Annotated in this window: 19 protein-coding genes; 18 read left to right on the forward strand and 1 reads right to left on the reverse strand. The window is 36.7% G+C overall.

Annotated features, from left to right (window positions below):
• Positions 1-108: 108 nt before the first annotated feature.
• Positions 109-657, reverse strand: coding sequence for a hypothetical protein (locus U9Q18_07505; protein ID MEA3314204.1), 549 nt, complete (start codon positions 655-657; stop codon positions 109-111).
• Between the two features lie 194 nt (positions 658-851).
• Between U9Q18_07505 and U9Q18_07510 the strand changes: the two genes are divergently transcribed.
• The 18 genes from U9Q18_07510 to fabG all read left to right on the forward strand — a co-directional run bounded on the left by U9Q18_07510 (position 852) and on the right by fabG (position 16,724).
• A complete protein-coding gene (locus U9Q18_07510) occupies positions 852-1,490 on the forward strand; it encodes a glycerol-3-phosphate acyltransferase (protein ID MEA3314205.1) in 639 nt (212 codons plus the stop codon).
• A gap of 150 nt (positions 1,491-1,640) precedes the next feature.
• Complete coding sequence (gene efp / locus U9Q18_07515) at positions 1,641-2,204, forward strand: elongation factor P (GenBank protein ID MEA3314206.1); 564 nt, start codon at positions 1,641-1,643, stop codon at positions 2,202-2,204.
• The gene (locus U9Q18_07520; protein ID MEA3314207.1) at positions 2,201-2,536 is read left to right on the forward strand and encodes an Asp23/Gls24 family envelope stress response protein; all 336 of its coding nucleotides are present in this window, start codon (positions 2,201-2,203) and stop codon (positions 2,534-2,536) included. Before efp ends, U9Q18_07520 begins: the two co-directional genes overlap by 4 nt.
• Positions 2,520-2,933: a transcription antitermination factor NusB gene (nusB, locus tag U9Q18_07525; protein ID MEA3314208.1), complete on the forward strand. Its 414-nt coding sequence runs from the start codon at positions 2,520-2,522 to the stop codon at positions 2,931-2,933. Before U9Q18_07520 ends, nusB begins: the two co-directional genes overlap by 17 nt.
• A complete protein-coding gene (locus U9Q18_07530; protein MEA3314209.1) occupies positions 2,914-3,189 on the forward strand; it encodes an acylphosphatase in 276 nt (91 codons plus the stop codon). The genes nusB and U9Q18_07530 overlap by 20 nt, the downstream gene beginning before the upstream one ends.
• 9 nt (positions 3,190-3,198) lie before the next feature.
• Positions 3,199-4,089: a farnesyl diphosphate synthase gene (locus U9Q18_07535; protein MEA3314210.1), complete on the forward strand. Its 891-nt coding sequence runs from the start codon at positions 3,199-3,201 to the stop codon at positions 4,087-4,089.
• Positions 4,089-5,921, forward strand: a complete 1,833-nt coding sequence (dxs, locus tag U9Q18_07540; GenBank protein MEA3314211.1) for a 1-deoxy-D-xylulose-5-phosphate synthase — start codon at positions 4,089-4,091, stop codon at positions 5,919-5,921. The genes U9Q18_07535 and dxs overlap by 1 nt, the downstream gene beginning before the upstream one ends.
• Positions 5,899-6,693, forward strand: coding sequence for a TlyA family RNA methyltransferase (locus U9Q18_07545; protein ID MEA3314212.1), 795 nt, complete (start codon positions 5,899-5,901; stop codon positions 6,691-6,693). The genes dxs and U9Q18_07545 overlap by 23 nt, the downstream gene beginning before the upstream one ends.
• On the forward strand, positions 6,690-7,499 hold the full coding sequence (locus U9Q18_07550) for an NAD(+)/NADH kinase (protein ID MEA3314213.1): 810 nt from the start codon (positions 6,690-6,692) through the stop codon (positions 7,497-7,499). The genes U9Q18_07545 and U9Q18_07550 overlap by 4 nt, the downstream gene beginning before the upstream one ends.
• Positions 7,500-9,206 carry a DNA repair protein RecN gene (gene recN / locus U9Q18_07555; GenBank protein MEA3314214.1) on the forward strand — a complete coding sequence of 569 codons (1,707 nt, stop codon included), beginning with the start codon at positions 7,500-7,502 and terminating at the stop codon, positions 9,204-9,206. It abuts the gene before it with no gap.
• Positions 9,203-10,261 carry a butyrate kinase gene (gene buk, locus U9Q18_07560; GenBank protein MEA3314215.1) on the forward strand — a complete coding sequence of 353 codons (1,059 nt, stop codon included), beginning with the start codon at positions 9,203-9,205 and terminating at the stop codon, positions 10,259-10,261. The genes recN and buk overlap by 4 nt, the downstream gene beginning before the upstream one ends.
• A 10-nt stretch (positions 10,262-10,271) precedes the next feature.
• The gene (locus tag U9Q18_07565; GenBank protein ID MEA3314216.1) at positions 10,272-11,174 is read left to right on the forward strand and encodes a phosphate acyltransferase; all 903 of its coding nucleotides are present in this window, start codon (positions 10,272-10,274) and stop codon (positions 11,172-11,174) included.
• 13 nt (positions 11,175-11,187) lie between these two features.
• Positions 11,188-12,099, forward strand: coding sequence for a phosphate acyltransferase (locus U9Q18_07570; protein ID MEA3314217.1), 912 nt, complete (start codon positions 11,188-11,190; stop codon positions 12,097-12,099).
• A gap of 69 nt (positions 12,100-12,168) precedes the next feature.
• On the forward strand, positions 12,169-13,629 hold the full coding sequence (locus tag U9Q18_07575) for a S1 RNA-binding domain-containing protein (protein MEA3314218.1): 1,461 nt from the start codon (positions 12,169-12,171) through the stop codon (positions 13,627-13,629).
• Positions 13,604-14,095: a 3-hydroxyacyl-ACP dehydratase FabZ gene (fabZ, locus tag U9Q18_07580; GenBank protein ID MEA3314219.1), complete on the forward strand. Its 492-nt coding sequence runs from the start codon at positions 13,604-13,606 to the stop codon at positions 14,093-14,095. Before U9Q18_07575 ends, fabZ begins: the two co-directional genes overlap by 26 nt.
• Position 14,096: 1 nt before the next feature.
• Complete coding sequence (locus tag U9Q18_07585; GenBank protein MEA3314220.1) at positions 14,097-15,080, forward strand: beta-ketoacyl-ACP synthase III; 984 nt, start codon at positions 14,097-14,099, stop codon at positions 15,078-15,080.
• Complete coding sequence (gene fabD, locus U9Q18_07590; GenBank protein MEA3314221.1) at positions 15,077-15,976, forward strand: ACP S-malonyltransferase; 900 nt, start codon at positions 15,077-15,079, stop codon at positions 15,974-15,976. Before U9Q18_07585 ends, fabD begins: the two co-directional genes overlap by 4 nt.
• A complete protein-coding gene (gene fabG, locus U9Q18_07595; protein MEA3314222.1) occupies positions 15,969-16,724 on the forward strand; it encodes a 3-oxoacyl-[acyl-carrier-protein] reductase in 756 nt (251 codons plus the stop codon). Before fabD ends, fabG begins: the two co-directional genes overlap by 8 nt.
• Positions 16,725-16,749 lie beyond the last annotated feature (25 nt).

The raw sequence follows: 16,749 nt of genomic DNA on the forward strand, positions 1-16,749 counted from the left end.
CTGCTTTTTGTAAGTAGATACTTAAAAGGTCTCTTATATTCTTTTCGTCATCTACTACTAATATTTTTTTCATCATCTTATTATAATATTCTGATTACGATTACAAAATTATTTGTTTACCTTGCGTTTCCTGAACAATATCTTGTAGAAACTGAGATGATCAATTAGATGCATTAGAACTCCTGCAACTAATAGTAACGAGAATTCTGTGTGTAAAACGGTTGGTAGGGTAGTTCTCTCAAAGACAAGAAGAGCCCCTGTTACTCCAGAAACCAAGAATGCAATAAGCAAGAATACATCTATACTCATCATCACAAAGAGTTTTGTTAATTTCTTTTTATACTTGAGTATTTCTAGTACTGCAAAACAAATAAGAGCGAAAATAAAACTCCAGATGTACAGAGGTCTTTTTTCTTCCCTGATTTCTTCTAAATTTTTTCCTTTTCCACTCCCATATGTACCGCTTTTATAGGCGACTGTGCTAAATTCTTCACTATTGTCAGCTTGTTTTATGGACGCTAATTCATTTGTTGAATTTCCATATGCAATATTTGTTGTATCGTTACCCAGAGCGCTATTCAAATTAAAATTGGTTGTCATTCCAAACATCACTACTGCGACAACTATCAGAATAGTGATACTAATTTTCTTTTTCATTTATTAACCTCCTATTTGTTAATTGATCTTATTATAATAAGTAAATGTGAAGAAATTGTGAAATTGATATATTTTTCGTATATAAAATGTTGAGATTTGACAGTGTGAGATTATGAGGTAAAATTAACAACGAGGGAGAAGTTATGTGTAGGGATGATATACGACAAATGTTTTTTTAGATTGGAGAAGAGGCAATGAATAGTGGCCTATATATTGCTTTAATCCTTGTTTCTTATTTAATTGGTGCTGTTAACTTTGCCATAATATTTACTTCTGTGAAGCTTAACATTGATATAAGAAATCTTGGTGACCACAATCCGGGCGCAACAAATGTTTATTTCAATGTCGATAAAAGGCTTGGTGTTTTAGTTGGCATTTTAGATGGCTTAAAGGGTTTTATCCCTCTTGTTTTTGCAAGAAGGATTGGTGCTCCAAGTGTCATTCTTCTTATTATTGGTGCAGCTGCTATTTTGGGTCATGATTATCCGGTTTTTTATCATTTCAATGGAGGTAGTGGAATTTCTACCACAGCAGGTGTTGCATTGTTTTTTGCACCGAAAGAATCTCTTATGATATTGCTTTTTGCTGCTGTAATTATCTATTCTCTTCATTTTCTAAAAAATAAGAGAACTGGCAGTTTTTCTCTCCTGGAGATAGGGGAAGCCATTGTCTACATATGCTTCCTTTTATGCATATTCGCTCCAAATATACTTAATCTAACTAAAATGTTTTACTTTTTAGCGGTTTTAATTGTTGTAATAAGAAGATTTGATAAGGTAAAACAGTTGTTAAGTCGAGACAATATAGATTATAACCAGGAACAATCTATTTAATAAAAGAATCCGTTTGATTTTTAATTGATATGATTCTTTTTTGAGTTTTCATCTACTGTCGTTTGTTTTTCTAGTTTTTTCTTTCGTTGACGAAATGCTACTTTTTGCTATTATTTATAAGAGATACTAAATGATTGTGAGGAGGATTATGTGATTCCGGCAAATGATTTAAGAACGGGAGTAACATTTGAGATGGACGGAGGGATTTATGTGGTTATTTCTTTCCAGCATATAAAACCAGGGAAAGGTTCTCCTTTTGTTCGAGTGAAGATTAAGAATTTGGATACGGGTAACATTGTAGAGAGTACGTTTAGGCCAGAAGAAAAATTTAAAAAAGCTTTTCTTGAGAGGAAAAAAATGCAATATCTTTATAGAGAAGGGAAGAATTATGTATTTATGGATCTTGAAACATACGATCAGGTATCGATTTCCCCGGATAATGTAGGTGATGCTGCAAACTTTCTTAAAGATAATTTAGAGTTAACGATAGTATTTTATAAAGATAGACTGGTGTCTGTTGATCTCCCTACATTTGTTGAGCTTAAAGTAACTCACGCTGAGCCTAGCGTGAGAGGAGATACAGCTACTGCCGCAATGCGACAAGTTGTTCTAGAGTCGGGGTATAAGTTAAATGTTCCCTTATTTGTTAATGAGGGAGACTTAATAAAGGTGGATACTCGAACAGGTGAGTATCTCGAAAGGGTGAATAAATGAGCAAAATTATTATTACAGATGAAGCGATTGAAGCTATCATTCTTAATGCCACGCTGAGCGTGGACGGTGTATTAGATTCCTGGAAAGGCATGGAGGAATATATTCCCTATCTTAATAAAGACAAGAAACATTCTCATGGCATTGATTTTGTTTTAGAAAAAGATGTGATAAAGGTAAACATATTTATTACTGTAGCGTATGGAGTAGATTTAAGAAAAGTTGGAAAGGAGGTTATGGATAAGGTAAAAGCACAGATTGAAAACATGACTCCATATAAATTATCTACGATAGTCGTTTTTATTGAAGATATTAAGTATGAAGAACAGGAGTAAAGCGCGCGAGATAGCATTCAAAGTGTTTTTTGCAGTTGACAGAGGAGGAAGTAGCATTCCAGATGCGTTTTCCTTGTTTCAATATGAACCGCCCGTTGTGTTAGAGTATTCTCTTCGCTTAGTGAATGGTGCACTCAAGCATCTAGATGTGATTGATAAAATTATAGAAGGTAGTTTGAAAAATTGGGAATTTGATAGAATATCTGTGCCCGATAAAGAAATTTTGAGGCTTGCACTTTTTGAGATAGATTATGTCGATGAAGTTGATGAAGGAGTGGTTGTATATGAAGCTGTTGAGATTGCAAAAAAGTACGGCGCGGATAAATCTTCTAATTTTGTCAATGGTATACTCCGTGAGATATTAAGAGGCAGAAAGAATGAGCCCAAAGAGACTTGAGGCGCGGGTGTCTGGTTTTGTGCAAGGAGTTGGTTTTCGATATTTTGTAAAAAGAAATGCAGATATACTAAATCTTGTTGGATATACTGAGAATCTGCACGATGGTTCTGTCCACATAATGGCTGAGGGAGAAGAAAAAGACCTTGTTAAATTTCTTGATGTATTAAGAAAAGGTAATTCGTTTTCCCTTGTAAAAAATGTGGATTATAGTTTTTCTGAACCTTTGGGAGAATTTTCAGCATTTAAAATATATTAGGAGGATGCTATGAATTTAGAAGAGTATCTTAAAGAAAAAAGAGAATTTATTGACTCAGCGATTGCTGCTATGGTTGAACCGTTGAAAGGTAGCTCTGTGTTATATGCTGCTGCGTCTTATAGTTTAATACCAGGTGGAAAAAGATTGAGACCTATCCTTATGCTTTCCACTTATAATGCCATCAAAGATGAAGAAAAGCCTATCATTCCTTTTGCATGTGCTATTGAAATGGTGCATACATACTCATTGATTCACGATGACCTTCCTATTGTAGATAATAGCGACTTGCGTAGAGGTAGGTCAACTACTCATAAAGTGTATGGTAGTGATATGGCGCTTCTTGCTGGTGATGCGCTTCTGTCATTTGCTTTTGAGATTATTTCTAACCGATTACATCTGGAAAAATTTAGAGAAAGCGCTCTTTTAGCAGTTATACATGAATTTGGAGTTGCAACAGGCATACGAGGATTAGTCGGTGGGCAGGTGATGGATATAGTGTCAAGCAATATGGGCAGCATTGATAAAGAGACAATACTTTATATCGAGGAGAAGAAAACAGCTTCTCTCATTTCGCTTGCATTAAGGACGGCAGGTATTCTTGGCGAAGTAGGTGAAGAAGAACTTAAGGCTCTTACCGATTTCAGCTTAGAATTTGGAGTGAGTTATCAAATCATAGACGATGTTTTGGATGTAATCTCTTCGACTGAAGTGCTGGGAAAAGATGCAGGACAGGATAAGAAAAATAAAAGAGCAACATTTGTTGCGCTGTATGGTGTGGAGGAAGCTACAAAAATGGCGAATGAATTTGTACAAAAAGGAATTAGTTTTCTTACGCCCTTTGGCGAGAAATATAAGATTTTAGCAGATATTGCTGAATATACTCTTCAGAGAATTAAATAGTGAGTAAAATTCTTGATTCTATAAATTTGCCAGATGACATTAAAAAGCTTTCTTGCAAAGAACTGGATATACTTTCTGGCGAGATAAGAGAATTTATTTTAAAGGTTGTTTCTCGTACAGGGGGGCATCTTTCTTCTAATCTTGGCACGGTAGAACTTACACTTGCTCTTTATAAGGTATTTGATTTTCCAAAAGATAAATTAGTTTTTGATGTAAGTCATCAATCATATACGCATAAAATCATCACAGGGAGAAAAGATCAATTTTCTACGCTAAGGCAGTATAAAGGAATAAGCGGCTATACAAATCCAGAAGAAAGTTTATTTGATACGTTTATAGCCGGACATTCTTCTACTTCTCTACCACTAGCACTTGGTTTTGCCATAGCGAGAGAATTTAAAAAAGAAGACTATGAAATCGTCTCCCTTATTGGTGATGGTGCTTTTACAGCAGGTGAAGCATATGAAGGATTGAATAATCTTGGAAGAATGGGAAAAAAAGTAATCATTGTGTTAAATGATAATGAAATGTCTATATCCGAAAATGTTGGGGCGCTTTCGGAACATTTATCTCGTATGCGTTCCTCATCTTTTTATCAGTCTCTTAAGATGAAATTACCCAAAACCTCATTGGGAAGAAAAATTAAACTATCTATAAAAGATCTATTTTTACCTACTGTTTTTTTTGAAGAGCTAGGTTTTACTTATCTTGGCCCTATTGATGGGCATGATGTGCGAAAACTTGTTGAAACATTTGAAGGGACAAAAAATATTCCATATCCCATTGTTGTACATGTAGTTACAAAAAAAGGTAAAGGGTATAGTTATGCCGAAGAGAATTCGACAAAGTTTCATAGCGCTTCTCCTTTTGAGGTAAAAACGGGAATTCGCAAGAATATAACTTCTCAAAGGACATTTTCAGAATTATTTGGAGAAGCACTTGTCAAAGAAAGTAAAAAGGATAAAAGGATATTTGCTATTACTGCTGCCATGTCGGATGGGACTAAAGCAAATTTAATAAAAGATTTATTTTCTGATAGATTTATAGATGTAGGTATTGCAGAGCAGTGTGCAGTGACTGCTGCTGCCGGGATGGCAAAAGAAGGATTGAAACCTGTTGTTGCCATTTATTCGACGTTTTTGCAGCGTGCTTATGATCAATTAGTACATGACGTTGGAATTTTAAATTTGCCTGTCGTATTTGCTCTGGATAGAGCAGGAATTGTATCTTCTGACGGACCTACTCACCAGGGTGTTTTTGATCTTTCTTATATGCGTACCATTCCGAATTTTGTCGTAATGGCACCGCGTGATGGGGAAGAGTTGAAGGCAATGTTGCATTTTTCTTTGCAATTAAATTGTCCTTCTTCTATCAGATATCCTAAAGATTATGCGCCCAAGACATTATTACCCGTAAAACCTATTAAATTGGGTAAAGGAGAACTTATTTACAAAGGAGAGGATCTTCTCATTGTATCTATTGGCACGATGTTTTATGAAGCACTTCGTGCAAGAGAGGTGTTAGAAAAAATGGGTATTTCTACAGGACTTATTAATGCTCGTTTTGTGAAACCGGTAGATGAGAAACTTATTTTGAAGGAAGCTAAAAAATCAAGAAAGGTAATTACCGTTGAAGATAATTCTGTAAAAGGTGGTTTTGGCTCTGCAATAAGCGAGTTCCTTTCTAAAGAAGGGATAGAAGTGAGCATTGTGGGAATAGAAGATTTCTTTCCTGAGCAGGGTGAACGAAGGTTTCTTATGAACAAATATGGTTTAAGTGCAGAACATATCATTAAGGTTGGAGAAAAATTTGTCAAAGAAAAGAATCGATGAGGTGTTGGTTGGAAAAGGCTTATTTAAAAGTAGATCAGAAGCAAGGCGATTTATTATTGAAGGAAAAATTTTGTTGAATGGTCAACTTGTGCAAAAAGCAGGTACCCTTGTAAAGGATGAGGATCAAATTACCCTTAAAGAAGGGAAAAAATATGTGAGCAGAGGCGGGCTAAAATTAGAGTTTGCACTTGACCAATTTGGCATTGACCCAAAGGATTTGATTGCTTCAGATATTGGAGCCTCAACCGGAGGATTTACTGATTGCCTGCTTAAACGTGATGCAAAGCGAGTATATGCCGTAGATGTTGGTTATGGGCAATTTGATTATTCTTTGCGTAATGATAAGCGTGTAATTCTTTTAGAAAGAACTAATGCAAGATATTTAACACAAAAGGAAATTCCAGAGCTATTAGATTTAGTTGTTATGGATGTATCATTTATTTCCATTGCAAAGATTCTTCCTGCTCTTACTCCTTTGATGAAGGAAAAATCGAGCATCATTTCACTGATTAAACCTCAGTTTGAAGGAAAGAGGGAATATCTGAAAAAAGGCATTGTCAAGGATAAAGAGATACACAAAGAAATATTATTTAATCTTATTGACGATATTTCACGGATAGGACTTTGTGTTGCAGATGCTACTTTCTCTCCTGTAAAAGGTGGAAAGGGAAATATTGAATTTTTTTTTCTGATAAAAAAACATGGAAAGCTTGTGAATTTTCGCCATATTAATAAAATAATAGATGAAGTATGGGAAAGGATGGCAAGATGAAAATAGGAATTTTTTACCTTGATGGAGTAGAAATTAAGGAAACAGCTGAGAAACTTGCTAATTTTTTTAGAAAAATAAACATAAAAGTATTTCTCAACGAAGAGTTAAGGAGTGCTAAGCCCGACAAAGATACTGTTATTGTAAGCCTTGGCGGAGACGGTACTTTCTTGAAGGCCGCACATTTGGGTATAGAAATGGATGTGCCTGTACTCGGCATAAATTTGGGTAATCTTGGTTTTCTTACGGATGTCGAGGCAAGAGATGTTTTTAATGCTGCTGAAGAATTATTAAAAGGAGATTTTTTCATTGAGAAAAGAACCGTTCTTAAGGGATTAAGGCTTGGTGAGGGAGGAAAAGAAGACACATTTTTTGCTGTCAATGATTTTGTTTTGGTACGGTCTATTCGGGAAAGAATGATGTTCGCCGAAATTTTTGTTAATGGGATGTGGGCTGGAAAGTTTAGAAGTGATGGAATTGTCATTGCAACACCTACGGGTTCTACTGCTTACGCCCTTTCTCTTGGAGCCCCTATTATCACTCCAGCTGCTTCAGTGTATGAACTTGTGCTTATTGCACCACATAAGCTTTCAGCAAGGCCTGTTATTTTTTCTGGAGAGGACCATCTTTCTTTGAGAATTCTTTCAAAAGAACCTATTTCTTTTCAAAGGGATGGCGAAGAAGCTCTCAAACTAAAGATGTTTGACAGAGTAACCTTTGAAAAAGCCAATCGTCAGCTTCGTGTTGTACACTTGAAAAAGAAAAACTTTTTTGATGTATTGAACAAGAAGTTTGGATGGGGGGGATAGATGCTTGCTGGTATTCTATTGACAAATTTTGCAATAGCTAAAAAAGTTGAGTTGTCTTTTGACAGTAATCTTGTTATTATTTCCGGGGAAACAGGTGCAGGTAAAACAATCTTGATGAGAGCACTTACAGCAGCTTGCGGCGGGTATGCAACAAGCAATTTGATCCGAGCAGGAAGCAATAAAGCGCAGGTTGAAGTAAGTTTTATGCTTGACGGTGCGTCCAGAGGGGTTGATGTTCTAAAGAGACTTTCTCTCTTTGAAGGAGAACCTATAGTAATACTTTCCAGGGTAATCGATAAAAACAGGACAAAGGGCGTCATTAACGGTCATCCTATGCCAATAAAGAGCTTAATGGAATTGGGATCCAGTCTTATTGATATGCACGGACAGCATGAGGTGCAATCTTTACTGAATAGCTCTACACATATTTTGTCTCTTGATCGGTTTGGCGGGGAAACCCTTATCTCTTTAAAAGAAAAGGTGATTTCAGAAATTGCTGCTTACAGGAGAATTTTAAAAGATCTGAACGATCTGATTGAACAGGATAAAAAATATCAAGAAGAGCGAGATTTTATTAATTTTGAGGTCGAAGAGCTTGAAAAAGCAGAATTACAAGAAGAAGAGGAAGAAGAGTTAATTAAAGAAGAAAAAATATTATCTAATGCGCAGGAACTTGCAAATCTTATTGACGAGTCGAGAGCTTCTATATCGGGTGAAGAAAATCGTAGTATTTTAGATCTTGCTGAATTGGTTTCTGCAAATCTTAAACGTGCTTCTGTTATTGATCCTGACCTTTCTTCTCTCAATGAACAGATAGAAAGTATAAGTGTTCAACTTAAGGAGCTCGATAGAGACCTTGCGCGATATGACGGGGCTATTGTTTTTGATGCAGATCGTCTTTCTTTTATTGAAGAGAGACTTTCTTTGTTATCTGCATTAAAATTGAAGTATAAGAAAACAGTTCCTGAATTAATTAATTACCTGAGTGAACTAGAAGAGCGGTTACAATCTTTTACTTCACTCGAAGAGAAAATTGAGGAGTTGAGTAAACAAAAAGAAGAATTTCTTTCCAAAATAAAAATAGATGTTTCAGAGCTTTCTTTAAGGCGAAGGAAGACTGCAAGCAGATTTCAAAAAGAAGTACTAAACGAATTAAAGGACCTTGCCATGGAAAATGCTGATTTCAAAGTGTCATTTAAGAATGTTGCAGATGAAAACGGGATAGAAATAGACGGCAAAATGGTAAAACTTTTTCCTGATGGTATTGATCTTGTTGAGTTTCTCATTGCTCCAAATCCGGGCGAAGGGTTTAAACCTCTTGCTTCCATTGCTTCTGGTGGAGAGCTTTCCAGGGTGACACTTGCAATAAAGAAGGTGCTTGCTGAAGTAGATGAAATTCCTGTGCTTATATTTGATGAAGTAGATGCAGGGATAGGAGGAAAGACAGGCGAAAAAATAGCGGAGAAATTACGTGAGATAGCTAAATATAGACAGGTAATCTGTATAACGCATCTTCCACAAATTGCGTCTCTTCCCGGAGAACATTTTGTGGTGGAAAAAACGGTTGAAGATGGTGAAACATTTCTTAAGGCAAGAAAGCTTGCGGAATGCGAAAGAGTTAACGAGATTGCCCGGATGATTTCGGGTACAAATGTTACTACAACTACAATAAGTCAGGCTAAAGAGCTGATAGGCAGGTGGCAATGAAAATTTTGGTAATCAATCCCGGTTCTACATCAACTAAAACTGCTGTTTTTAGTGGTAGAGAACCTATTTTTATAGAATCTATTCATCATCCACCAGACATTCTTTCGCAGTTTAGTTCACTTAAAGAACAAAAGGATTTTCGTAAAGAAAAGATTGTGGAGGTTTTAAAAAAGCATAATATTTTTTTGGATCAATTGGATGCTGTTATTGGAAGGGGTGGTATTTTAAAGCCAATTGAGGCAGGTACTTATCGTGTAAATAATAGATTAATAAACGATTTAATCCAGTCGAAGGTGAAACATGCTTCTAATCTTGGTGGCATTATTGCAAGCGAGATAGCGGCAGGTCTCGGTATCCCCGCGTATATAGCGGATCCTGTTTCTGTTGATGAATTTGAAGAGATTGCAAGAATATCTGGATTAAAGGAGATAAATAGGATTTCATTATTACATACATTAAATATTAGAGCTAATGCATTTCGATATGCAGAAGAAAACAGTAAGCGATTCGAAGATTTGAATATTATAGTTGCGCACCTGGGAGGAGGAATATCCATTGCACCTATAGAAAATGGAAAAATTGTTGATGTAAATAATGCAAACGAAGGAGGGCCATTTTCGCCTGAACGGGTAGGAAGTTTGCCACCAATTGATGTTATAAAGATGTCATATTTTGGTAAATATGAGAAAAATGAACTTGTTCGCCTCTTCACAAAAAAAGGTGGACTTGTTTCTTACCTTGGTGTAAATAATATGCCTGAAGTAATGAAAAAAATCAGAACAGGTGATAAGTACGCAAAGCTTATAGTCGATGCAATGTGTTATCAAATTGCTAAAGAAATTGGCGCTATGGCAACTGTTTTGAGGGGGAATGTTGAGGCAATAATCTTTACTGGCGGGCTTTCACACAACAAAGGGCTAATTGCTGAGGTGAGCAAGAGAGTAAACTGGATTGCTCCAATTGTTGTTTACCCTGGAGAGGAAGAGATGAGTGCTCTTGCAATGGCTGCATTTAGAGTTTTAAAAGGCGAAGAGAAAGAACGAGAGTATATCTAAGGAGGTATTGATGATAAATAGTTTTGAGGAATTATTTTCGCATCTTAAAGGAAAAGGTAGAGAAAACATTGTTGTAGCAGGAGGAGAGGATATTGAAGCAGTAAAGGCGATAAAAGAAAGCTATGACTATGGTTTTGGCAAAGGCATACTTGTGGGGGATAGCGAGAAGATAGAGGATGTGTTATCTCAGTTTTCTGATAGAGATTTTGTCGAAGATATTATTCATGCAGTTACCGATGAAGAAAAAAGTTCTTTTGCCGTGCAGAGAGTGAAGAAGGGAGGCGTTCTTCTAAAAGGACAGGTAAAGACTTCCAAACTTCTAAAAGAAGTTTTAGACAAGGAAAACGGATTAAGAACCGGCAGCATTATAAGCGATGTGTTTGTATTCGAGGATCAGCGGGAAGAAGGGCAGAAGCTTGTACTTATGAGTGATGGTGGCGTAAACATTGAGCCAGATATTAGTACGCTTATTTCTATTGTTAAAAATGCTGTTATGGTTGCTCATGAATTAGGGAAAGAGAATCCGCTTGTAGCTATGCTTGCTGCGGTGGAAGTAGTAAACCCCGATATGAAGGAAACAATTGCTGCAGCTCTTATTTCTCAAATGAATAAACGGGGGCAGATAAAAGGTTGCACGATAGATGGGCCATTGGCTCTTGATAATGCAATTTCACAATATGCTGCAAAGAAAAAGGGAATTAAATCTGCTGTAGCAGGTATAGCAGACATTTTAATAGTGCCAAATATCGCTGCAGGAAATATTTTTGGAAAATCTCTTACATATTATGCAAATTTTAAAAATGGTCATATAATAGTGGGAACAAAAGTACCTGTGATGATACCCTCACGAGCTGATACAAGTGATGTTAAATTTAATTCAATAGCACTTGCAATTGCGAGCAAAAACGAATAATAGGAGGCTAATAATGGAACAAATTAAACGATTAGATGAGATTGTAGAAGCTGTAAAAAGTAGAAAAAAAAGAGTTTTATCAGTTGCTTATGGACAGGATGTTCATACCCTTCAAGCTGTTGAAAAGGGAGTAAGGGAAGGACTGTTTAATGCAATAAATTTTGCAAGTAAAAAAGAGGTTAAAAGAGTTGCTAGCGAAAACGGTATTGATATTTCTCTTTTTGAGGTTGTTGATGTACCGGACGAGAAGGAAGCAATCAGGCAGGCTGTTAGAGCCATAAAAGAAAAAAGAGCAGATGTGCTTATGAAAGGATTTTGTCAAACTGCAAACTATATGAGAGGTATTTTAGATAAAGAGGAAGGACTTCTCCCTCCGGGGAATATTCTTTCTCATACCACTGTTATAGAAATTTCTACTTATCCTAAATTACTTGTTGTTTCAGATGTTGCTGTAATACCATTTCCCGATCTTAAAATGAAGGTACAAATGATTAACTACAATGTAAACATTGTTCGCAAATTTGGAATAGCCGTACCAAAAGTTGCTGTAATTGCAGCAGTGGAGACTGTAAATTTGAAGATGCAGGCAACTATAGATGGTGCATTGCTTTCTAAAATGAACGAAAGAGGGCAAATTAGCGGCTGTGTGGTTGATGGACCGCTTGCACTGGATCTTGCTGTTTCTAAAGAAGCGGCATTAATTAAAAAAGTGAAATCTGAAGTTGCAGGAGATGTTGATATTTTGATTTTCCCTAATATTGAGACCGGGAATGCATTTTATAAAGCTACTACAAAATTAGGAAATGCTAAGATTGCCGCTGTTGTGGCTGGTGCAACTGCACCAGCTGTTCTTACTTCCCGCGGTGATAGCGAAGAAGCTAAATTTTATTCTTTAGCATTAGCTGCGTTTATTTCAGAAAAATAAATATTTGACAAAATATGATATAATAAAAAATAGTTTAAATGTTGAAAAAAGGATATAAGGGGTGTAAAAATGGGTGAAAATGGTAAAAAAGGGTTTTATGATGAAGTAAATCCTGAAGATGTAGAGTCAATTCTTACAAAATCAGGCGAAGAGAAATTACCGCGTAGGAAAATTGAAGAAGCTGTTTCTAAAGAAACAGAACCAAGTTCTGCCGAAACAAAGAAAGAAGAATTACAGCACGAGGCAGTTGAAGAAGCTGTTTCTAAAGAAACAGAACCAAGTTCTGCCGAAACAGGCGAAGAAGAATTACAGCACGAGGCAGTTGAAGAAGCTGTTTCTAAAGAAACAGAACCAAGTTCTGCCGAAACAAATGAAAAGGAATTAAAACATGAATCAACTGAAGAAATTATTCCGCCCGAAGTAGAAAAAAGGGAGGAAAAAATAGATTCTATGAATACAATCTCTAAAGATTATGTCCCTACAGTTTTTAAGAGAGGAGATACTATTTCTGCCACTGTTGTTAAGATTGAGCCAACTGGTGTGATGGTAAACGCAGGCGGTAAAGTTGATTATTTCATTCCGATGAAAGGACTTTCTGCTGAGCCGATTACTTCACCCGAAGAAGTTGTAAAGGTAGGCGATAAAATTAATGTTTATGTAATAAAGACGCGTGATGCTAAGGGTGGCGTTATTCTTTCGAAGAAAAGGGCAGATTATGTAGGTGAATGGGATGAATTAAGCAATGCTTTTACCGAAAATAAAAGTATCAAAATAAAAGTAGTTAAAGCGATTAAGGGAGGACTGTTAGTAGATGTATCTGGTATTGTAGGATTTCTTCCTCAGTCACATGTAGGATTGAAGAGAGGTGAAAATCTTGAAACATTTGTTGGCAAAGAGATGGAAGCTAAAATACTTGAAATAAACCCCACTATTAGGCGTATAATTGTGTCATGTAAAGAAGTGCTCAGAAAAGAGAGAGAAAAAGAGAAAAAAGAGGCACTCGTAAACCTTAAAAAAGGAGAAGTTATAAGCGGTATAGTGAGAACCATAAAAGATTTTGGCATTTTCGTTGATATAGGACATGGAATTGATGGGTTTGTTCGATTAAATGAATTAACCTGGGGCAGAAGAAAACCACCCAAGGAAGTCGTTAGGTTAGGTAAAGAGGTTAAAGTGAAAATTTTGAGCATAAACCTTGATACAGGCAAAGTAGCTTTAAGTTTAAGGCAAACAAAACCTTATCCATGGGATGTTGTCGAAGAAAAATTTCCCGAAGGCAGTATTGCTGAAGGCACTGTAATACGCATTCATCCATTCGGTGCAGTTGTAGAGCTTGCGGAAGGTATTACAGGACTTATTCATATTTCTCAATTAGATAAAACGCGCGTTAATAAGGTTGAAGATATTGTGAAGCTGGGGGAGCAGATAAAAATAAAAGTGCTTAGCATTGATAAGGAAAAGAGAAAAATGCGATTGAGCAGAAAAGCAGCACTCGAGGATGATGATGGAGAGAAAGAAAATACAATTTAGTGAAACAAAGTTGGATAATAGTAGAATTAAGCAATTTCTTCCTCATAGGGATCCTTTTCTTTTTGTTGACGAAATTACTGAAGTTGTGCCCGGGAAAAGTGTCATAGGAAAAAGAAAACTACGCGAAGACGAATTTTTTTTTAAGGGGCATTTCCCAGGTCTTCCTATTTTGCCGGGTGTGCTGATGGTAGAGGCAATTGCACAAACATCGGCTTTTATGATATTTACACTGCCCGGCAATGAAAAGTTATTCGGGGTATTTGCGGGGATAGAAAATTTTAAATTTAAGGGAACAGTGCATCCTGGAGACACTGTGATAATGAAAGCAAAGCTTCTTGCTTTTCGACATGGTATCGCAAAATGTGAAGGGAAGGCTTTTGTAAACGGAAAACTTATTGCTGAAGGTATTATATCGGCATTTTTTCATGAAAGTAAAGAGACATTAAAAAGGAGGAGAAAAGAATAATATGAGCAAAGTAGGAATACTTGGTGTGGGAAGTTATCTTCCAGTGAAAAAAGTTACAAATTTTGATTTAGAGAAAATTTTAGATACATCTGATGAATGGATAAGGTTAAGAACTGGTATCAAAGAAAGGAGATTCGTTTCTCCGGATCAGGCAGCTAGTGATCTTGCTGCTAAAGCAGCAGAACGAGCAATAAAAGATGCTGGCATATCTAAGGAAGAGATAGATTTAATTATTGTAGGGACGAATTCTCCTGATACGCTTTATCCTGCAACGGCTTGTCTTGTACAGGACAAGATAGGGGCCAAAAATGCTGCTGCTTTTGATCTTCAAGCTGGTTGTACAGGATGGGTTTATGCGTCTATTGTTGGAGCACAATTTATTGAGACCGGGATGTATAAACATGTGCTGGCTATTGGCGTAGAAGCAATTACAAGATTAATGGATGAAAAAGATAGGGATACTTATGTTTTGTTTGGTGATGGCGCTGGCGCTACTGTTTTAGGTAATGTAGATAAAGGTGGACTGCTTTCTTCAGTGCTTTATGCTGATGGAAGCCTTGCAGAGCATATTATCCTTCCTGCGGGAGGTTCTCGTCTACCACTTAGTCAAGAAGTATTAGATAAAAGACTTCAATACACACGGATGAACGGCCGTGAAGTATTTAAATTTGCTGTTAGAGAAATTGGAAAGGTTTCTCTTGATGCCATAAAGGAAGCAGGTCTTACTGTGGATGACATTAGATGGTTTATTCCTCATCAGGCAAATTTAAGAATCATTGAAGCAGGAATAAAGAGAATTGGAATACCTGAAGAAAGAGTGGTTGTTACTCTTGATAAGTACGGCAATTCTTCAGCTGCAACGGTTCCAATTGCACTGGATGAGATATATAGAGAAGGTAAAATAAAAGCTGGAGATAAACTGCTTATGGTGTCATTTGGAGCCGGGATGACGTCAGGTGGATTTGTTTTGGAGTGGTCAAAATGATAAGTTTTGTCTTTTCGGGACAAGGTTCCCAGTATGTTGGAATGGCGAGTAAAGTACCAGTTTCTTCTGTGAAAAAAGAGTTATTTGTAAAAGCTTCGGATTTTCTGGGATTTGATTTGGAGCGTTTATGCAATAACGGACCCATAGAGAAGCTTACTTCAACTGATATTGCTCAACCTGCCTTGCTGACGGTATCTGCAATATATGATACACTACTTAAAGAAAGAAATATTTTGCCAGGAGTTGTAGCAGGACACAGCTTAGGTGAATTCTCTGCACTTTTTTCTGCTGAAGTGCTTTCGTTTGAGGACGCCCTATTTCTTGTGAGAGAAAGAGGGCTTCTTATGAAAAAAGCATCTGAAAAAGCTCCAGGCAAAATGCTTGCTGTAATAGGATTGCCAGACGAAAAATTAAAAAAAGTATTAGAGGAATCATCCGATAAAGGTGTGCTTGTGGCAGCAAATTTTAATTCTCCAGGGCAAGTAGTTCTTTCTGGCGCTGATAATGCAATTGAAAAGGCTAAAGTTGTAGCAAAGGAGAATGGTGCAAAAATAGTAAAAGTTTTGAATGTTTCAGCACCTTTTCACTCTCCCTTGATGGAACCTGTAGTACCTGAAATGAGTAAATTTATCGATTCTGTGCAATTTAATAAACCTGCTATTCCTGTTGTGCAAAATGCTACAGGAAAAGTCGTAAGCACAGTGGAGGAGATAAAAGAAAATTTAAAAAAGCAGCTTACATCGCCAGTTCTTTGGACGGACTCGGTGAGTACGATGTCAGAAATGGGTGTGGAAAAATTTATTGAAGTAGGACCCAAGAATGTATTAAAAGGATTAATAGGGAGGACATTGCCTGGTAGCAAAATAGAAACTGTGGAGGTGTTGCTGAATGTTTAATATTGATTTAACAGGATTAACGGCAATTGTTACTGGTGGTTCTCGAGGAATAGGTAGGGGTATTACGCTTGCACTTGCAGATTGTGGGGCAGATGTAGCTATTATTTACGCTCATAGCAGTGAAGCTGCATTGAGAGTGAAGGATGAGGTAAAAAAGAAAGGGAAAAGGAGCCTTGCTTTAAAATGTGATGTATCGCACGAAGAAGATGTGGTAAGGACTCTGGAAAATGTGAATAATGAGTTTGGCCGTATTGATATTCTTGTGAACAATGCAGGTATCAACAGAGATACATTAATGTTACGAATGACTTCAGAAGACTGGGACAAGGTAATTGAGACAAACCTTAAAGGTACATTTCTTATGACCAAGTATGCCACTAAATATATGATACAGAATAAATTTGGACGCATTATTAATATTTCTTCTATTGTAGGTATTACAGGAAATGTGGGACAGGCGAACTATGTTGCTTCGAAAGCTGGAATAATAGGTTTAACCAAGACCACCGCAATAGAATATGCATCAAGAAATATTACTGCTAATGCCATTGCCCCTGGTTTTATCGAGACGGATATGACGAAGAAGCTACCGGATCGTGTGAGAGGGGAATTTCTAAAAAGAGTTTTGCGGCGAAGAGTTGGAACTCCCGAGGATATTGCAAATGTTGTAGCATTTCTTGTTTCTCCTCTTGCCTCTTATCTAACTGGAACCGTAATTGTTGTAGATGGAGGATTATCTTTAGGTTAATAATAGGTAAATTAATATACCGGAG

It is taken from the genome of Caldisericota bacterium, assembly GCA_034717215.1.
Lineage (GTDB): Bacteria > Caldisericota > Caldisericia > Caldisericales > Caldisericaceae > UBA646.

What these genes read in the sequence shown, in the direction of transcription:
- U9Q18_07535 (MEA3314210.1), top strand. Translation starts at nt 3,199, where the DNA reads ATGAATTTAGAAGAGTATCTTAAAGAAAAAAGAGAATTTATTGACTCA.
- U9Q18_07520 (MEA3314207.1), top strand. Translation starts at nt 2,201, where the DNA reads ATGAGCAAAATTATTATTACAGATGAAGCGATTGAAGCTATCATTCTT.
- fabD (MEA3314221.1), top strand. Translation starts at nt 15,077, where the DNA reads ATGATAAGTTTTGTCTTTTCGGGACAAGGTTCCCAGTATGTTGGAATG.
- U9Q18_07575 (MEA3314218.1), top strand. Translation starts at nt 12,169, where the DNA reads ATGGGTGAAAATGGTAAAAAAGGGTTTTATGATGAAGTAAATCCTGAA.
- U9Q18_07505 (MEA3314204.1), bottom strand. Translation starts at nt 657, where the DNA reads ATGAAAAAGAAAATTAGTATCACTATTCTGATAGTTGTCGCAGTAGTG.
- U9Q18_07585 (MEA3314220.1), top strand. Translation starts at nt 14,097, where the DNA reads ATGAGCAAAGTAGGAATACTTGGTGTGGGAAGTTATCTTCCAGTGAAA.
- U9Q18_07530 (MEA3314209.1), top strand. Translation starts at nt 2,914, where the DNA reads ATGAGCCCAAAGAGACTTGAGGCGCGGGTGTCTGGTTTTGTGCAAGGA.
- U9Q18_07570 (MEA3314217.1), top strand. Translation starts at nt 11,188, where the DNA reads ATGGAACAAATTAAACGATTAGATGAGATTGTAGAAGCTGTAAAAAGT.
- fabG (MEA3314222.1), top strand. Translation starts at nt 15,969, where the DNA reads ATGTTTAATATTGATTTAACAGGATTAACGGCAATTGTTACTGGTGGT.
- fabZ (MEA3314219.1), top strand. Translation starts at nt 13,604, where the DNA reads ATGGAGAGAAAGAAAATACAATTTAGTGAAACAAAGTTGGATAATAGT.
- U9Q18_07565 (MEA3314216.1), top strand. Translation starts at nt 10,272, where the DNA reads ATGATAAATAGTTTTGAGGAATTATTTTCGCATCTTAAAGGAAAAGGT.
- nusB (MEA3314208.1), top strand. Translation starts at nt 2,520, where the DNA reads ATGAAGAACAGGAGTAAAGCGCGCGAGATAGCATTCAAAGTGTTTTTT.
- U9Q18_07550 (MEA3314213.1), top strand. Translation starts at nt 6,690, where the DNA reads ATGAAAATAGGAATTTTTTACCTTGATGGAGTAGAAATTAAGGAAACA.
- buk (MEA3314215.1), top strand. Translation starts at nt 9,203, where the DNA reads ATGAAAATTTTGGTAATCAATCCCGGTTCTACATCAACTAAAACTGCT.
- U9Q18_07510 (MEA3314205.1), top strand. Translation starts at nt 852, where the DNA reads ATGAATAGTGGCCTATATATTGCTTTAATCCTTGTTTCTTATTTAATT.
- recN (MEA3314214.1), top strand. Translation starts at nt 7,500, where the DNA reads ATGCTTGCTGGTATTCTATTGACAAATTTTGCAATAGCTAAAAAAGTT.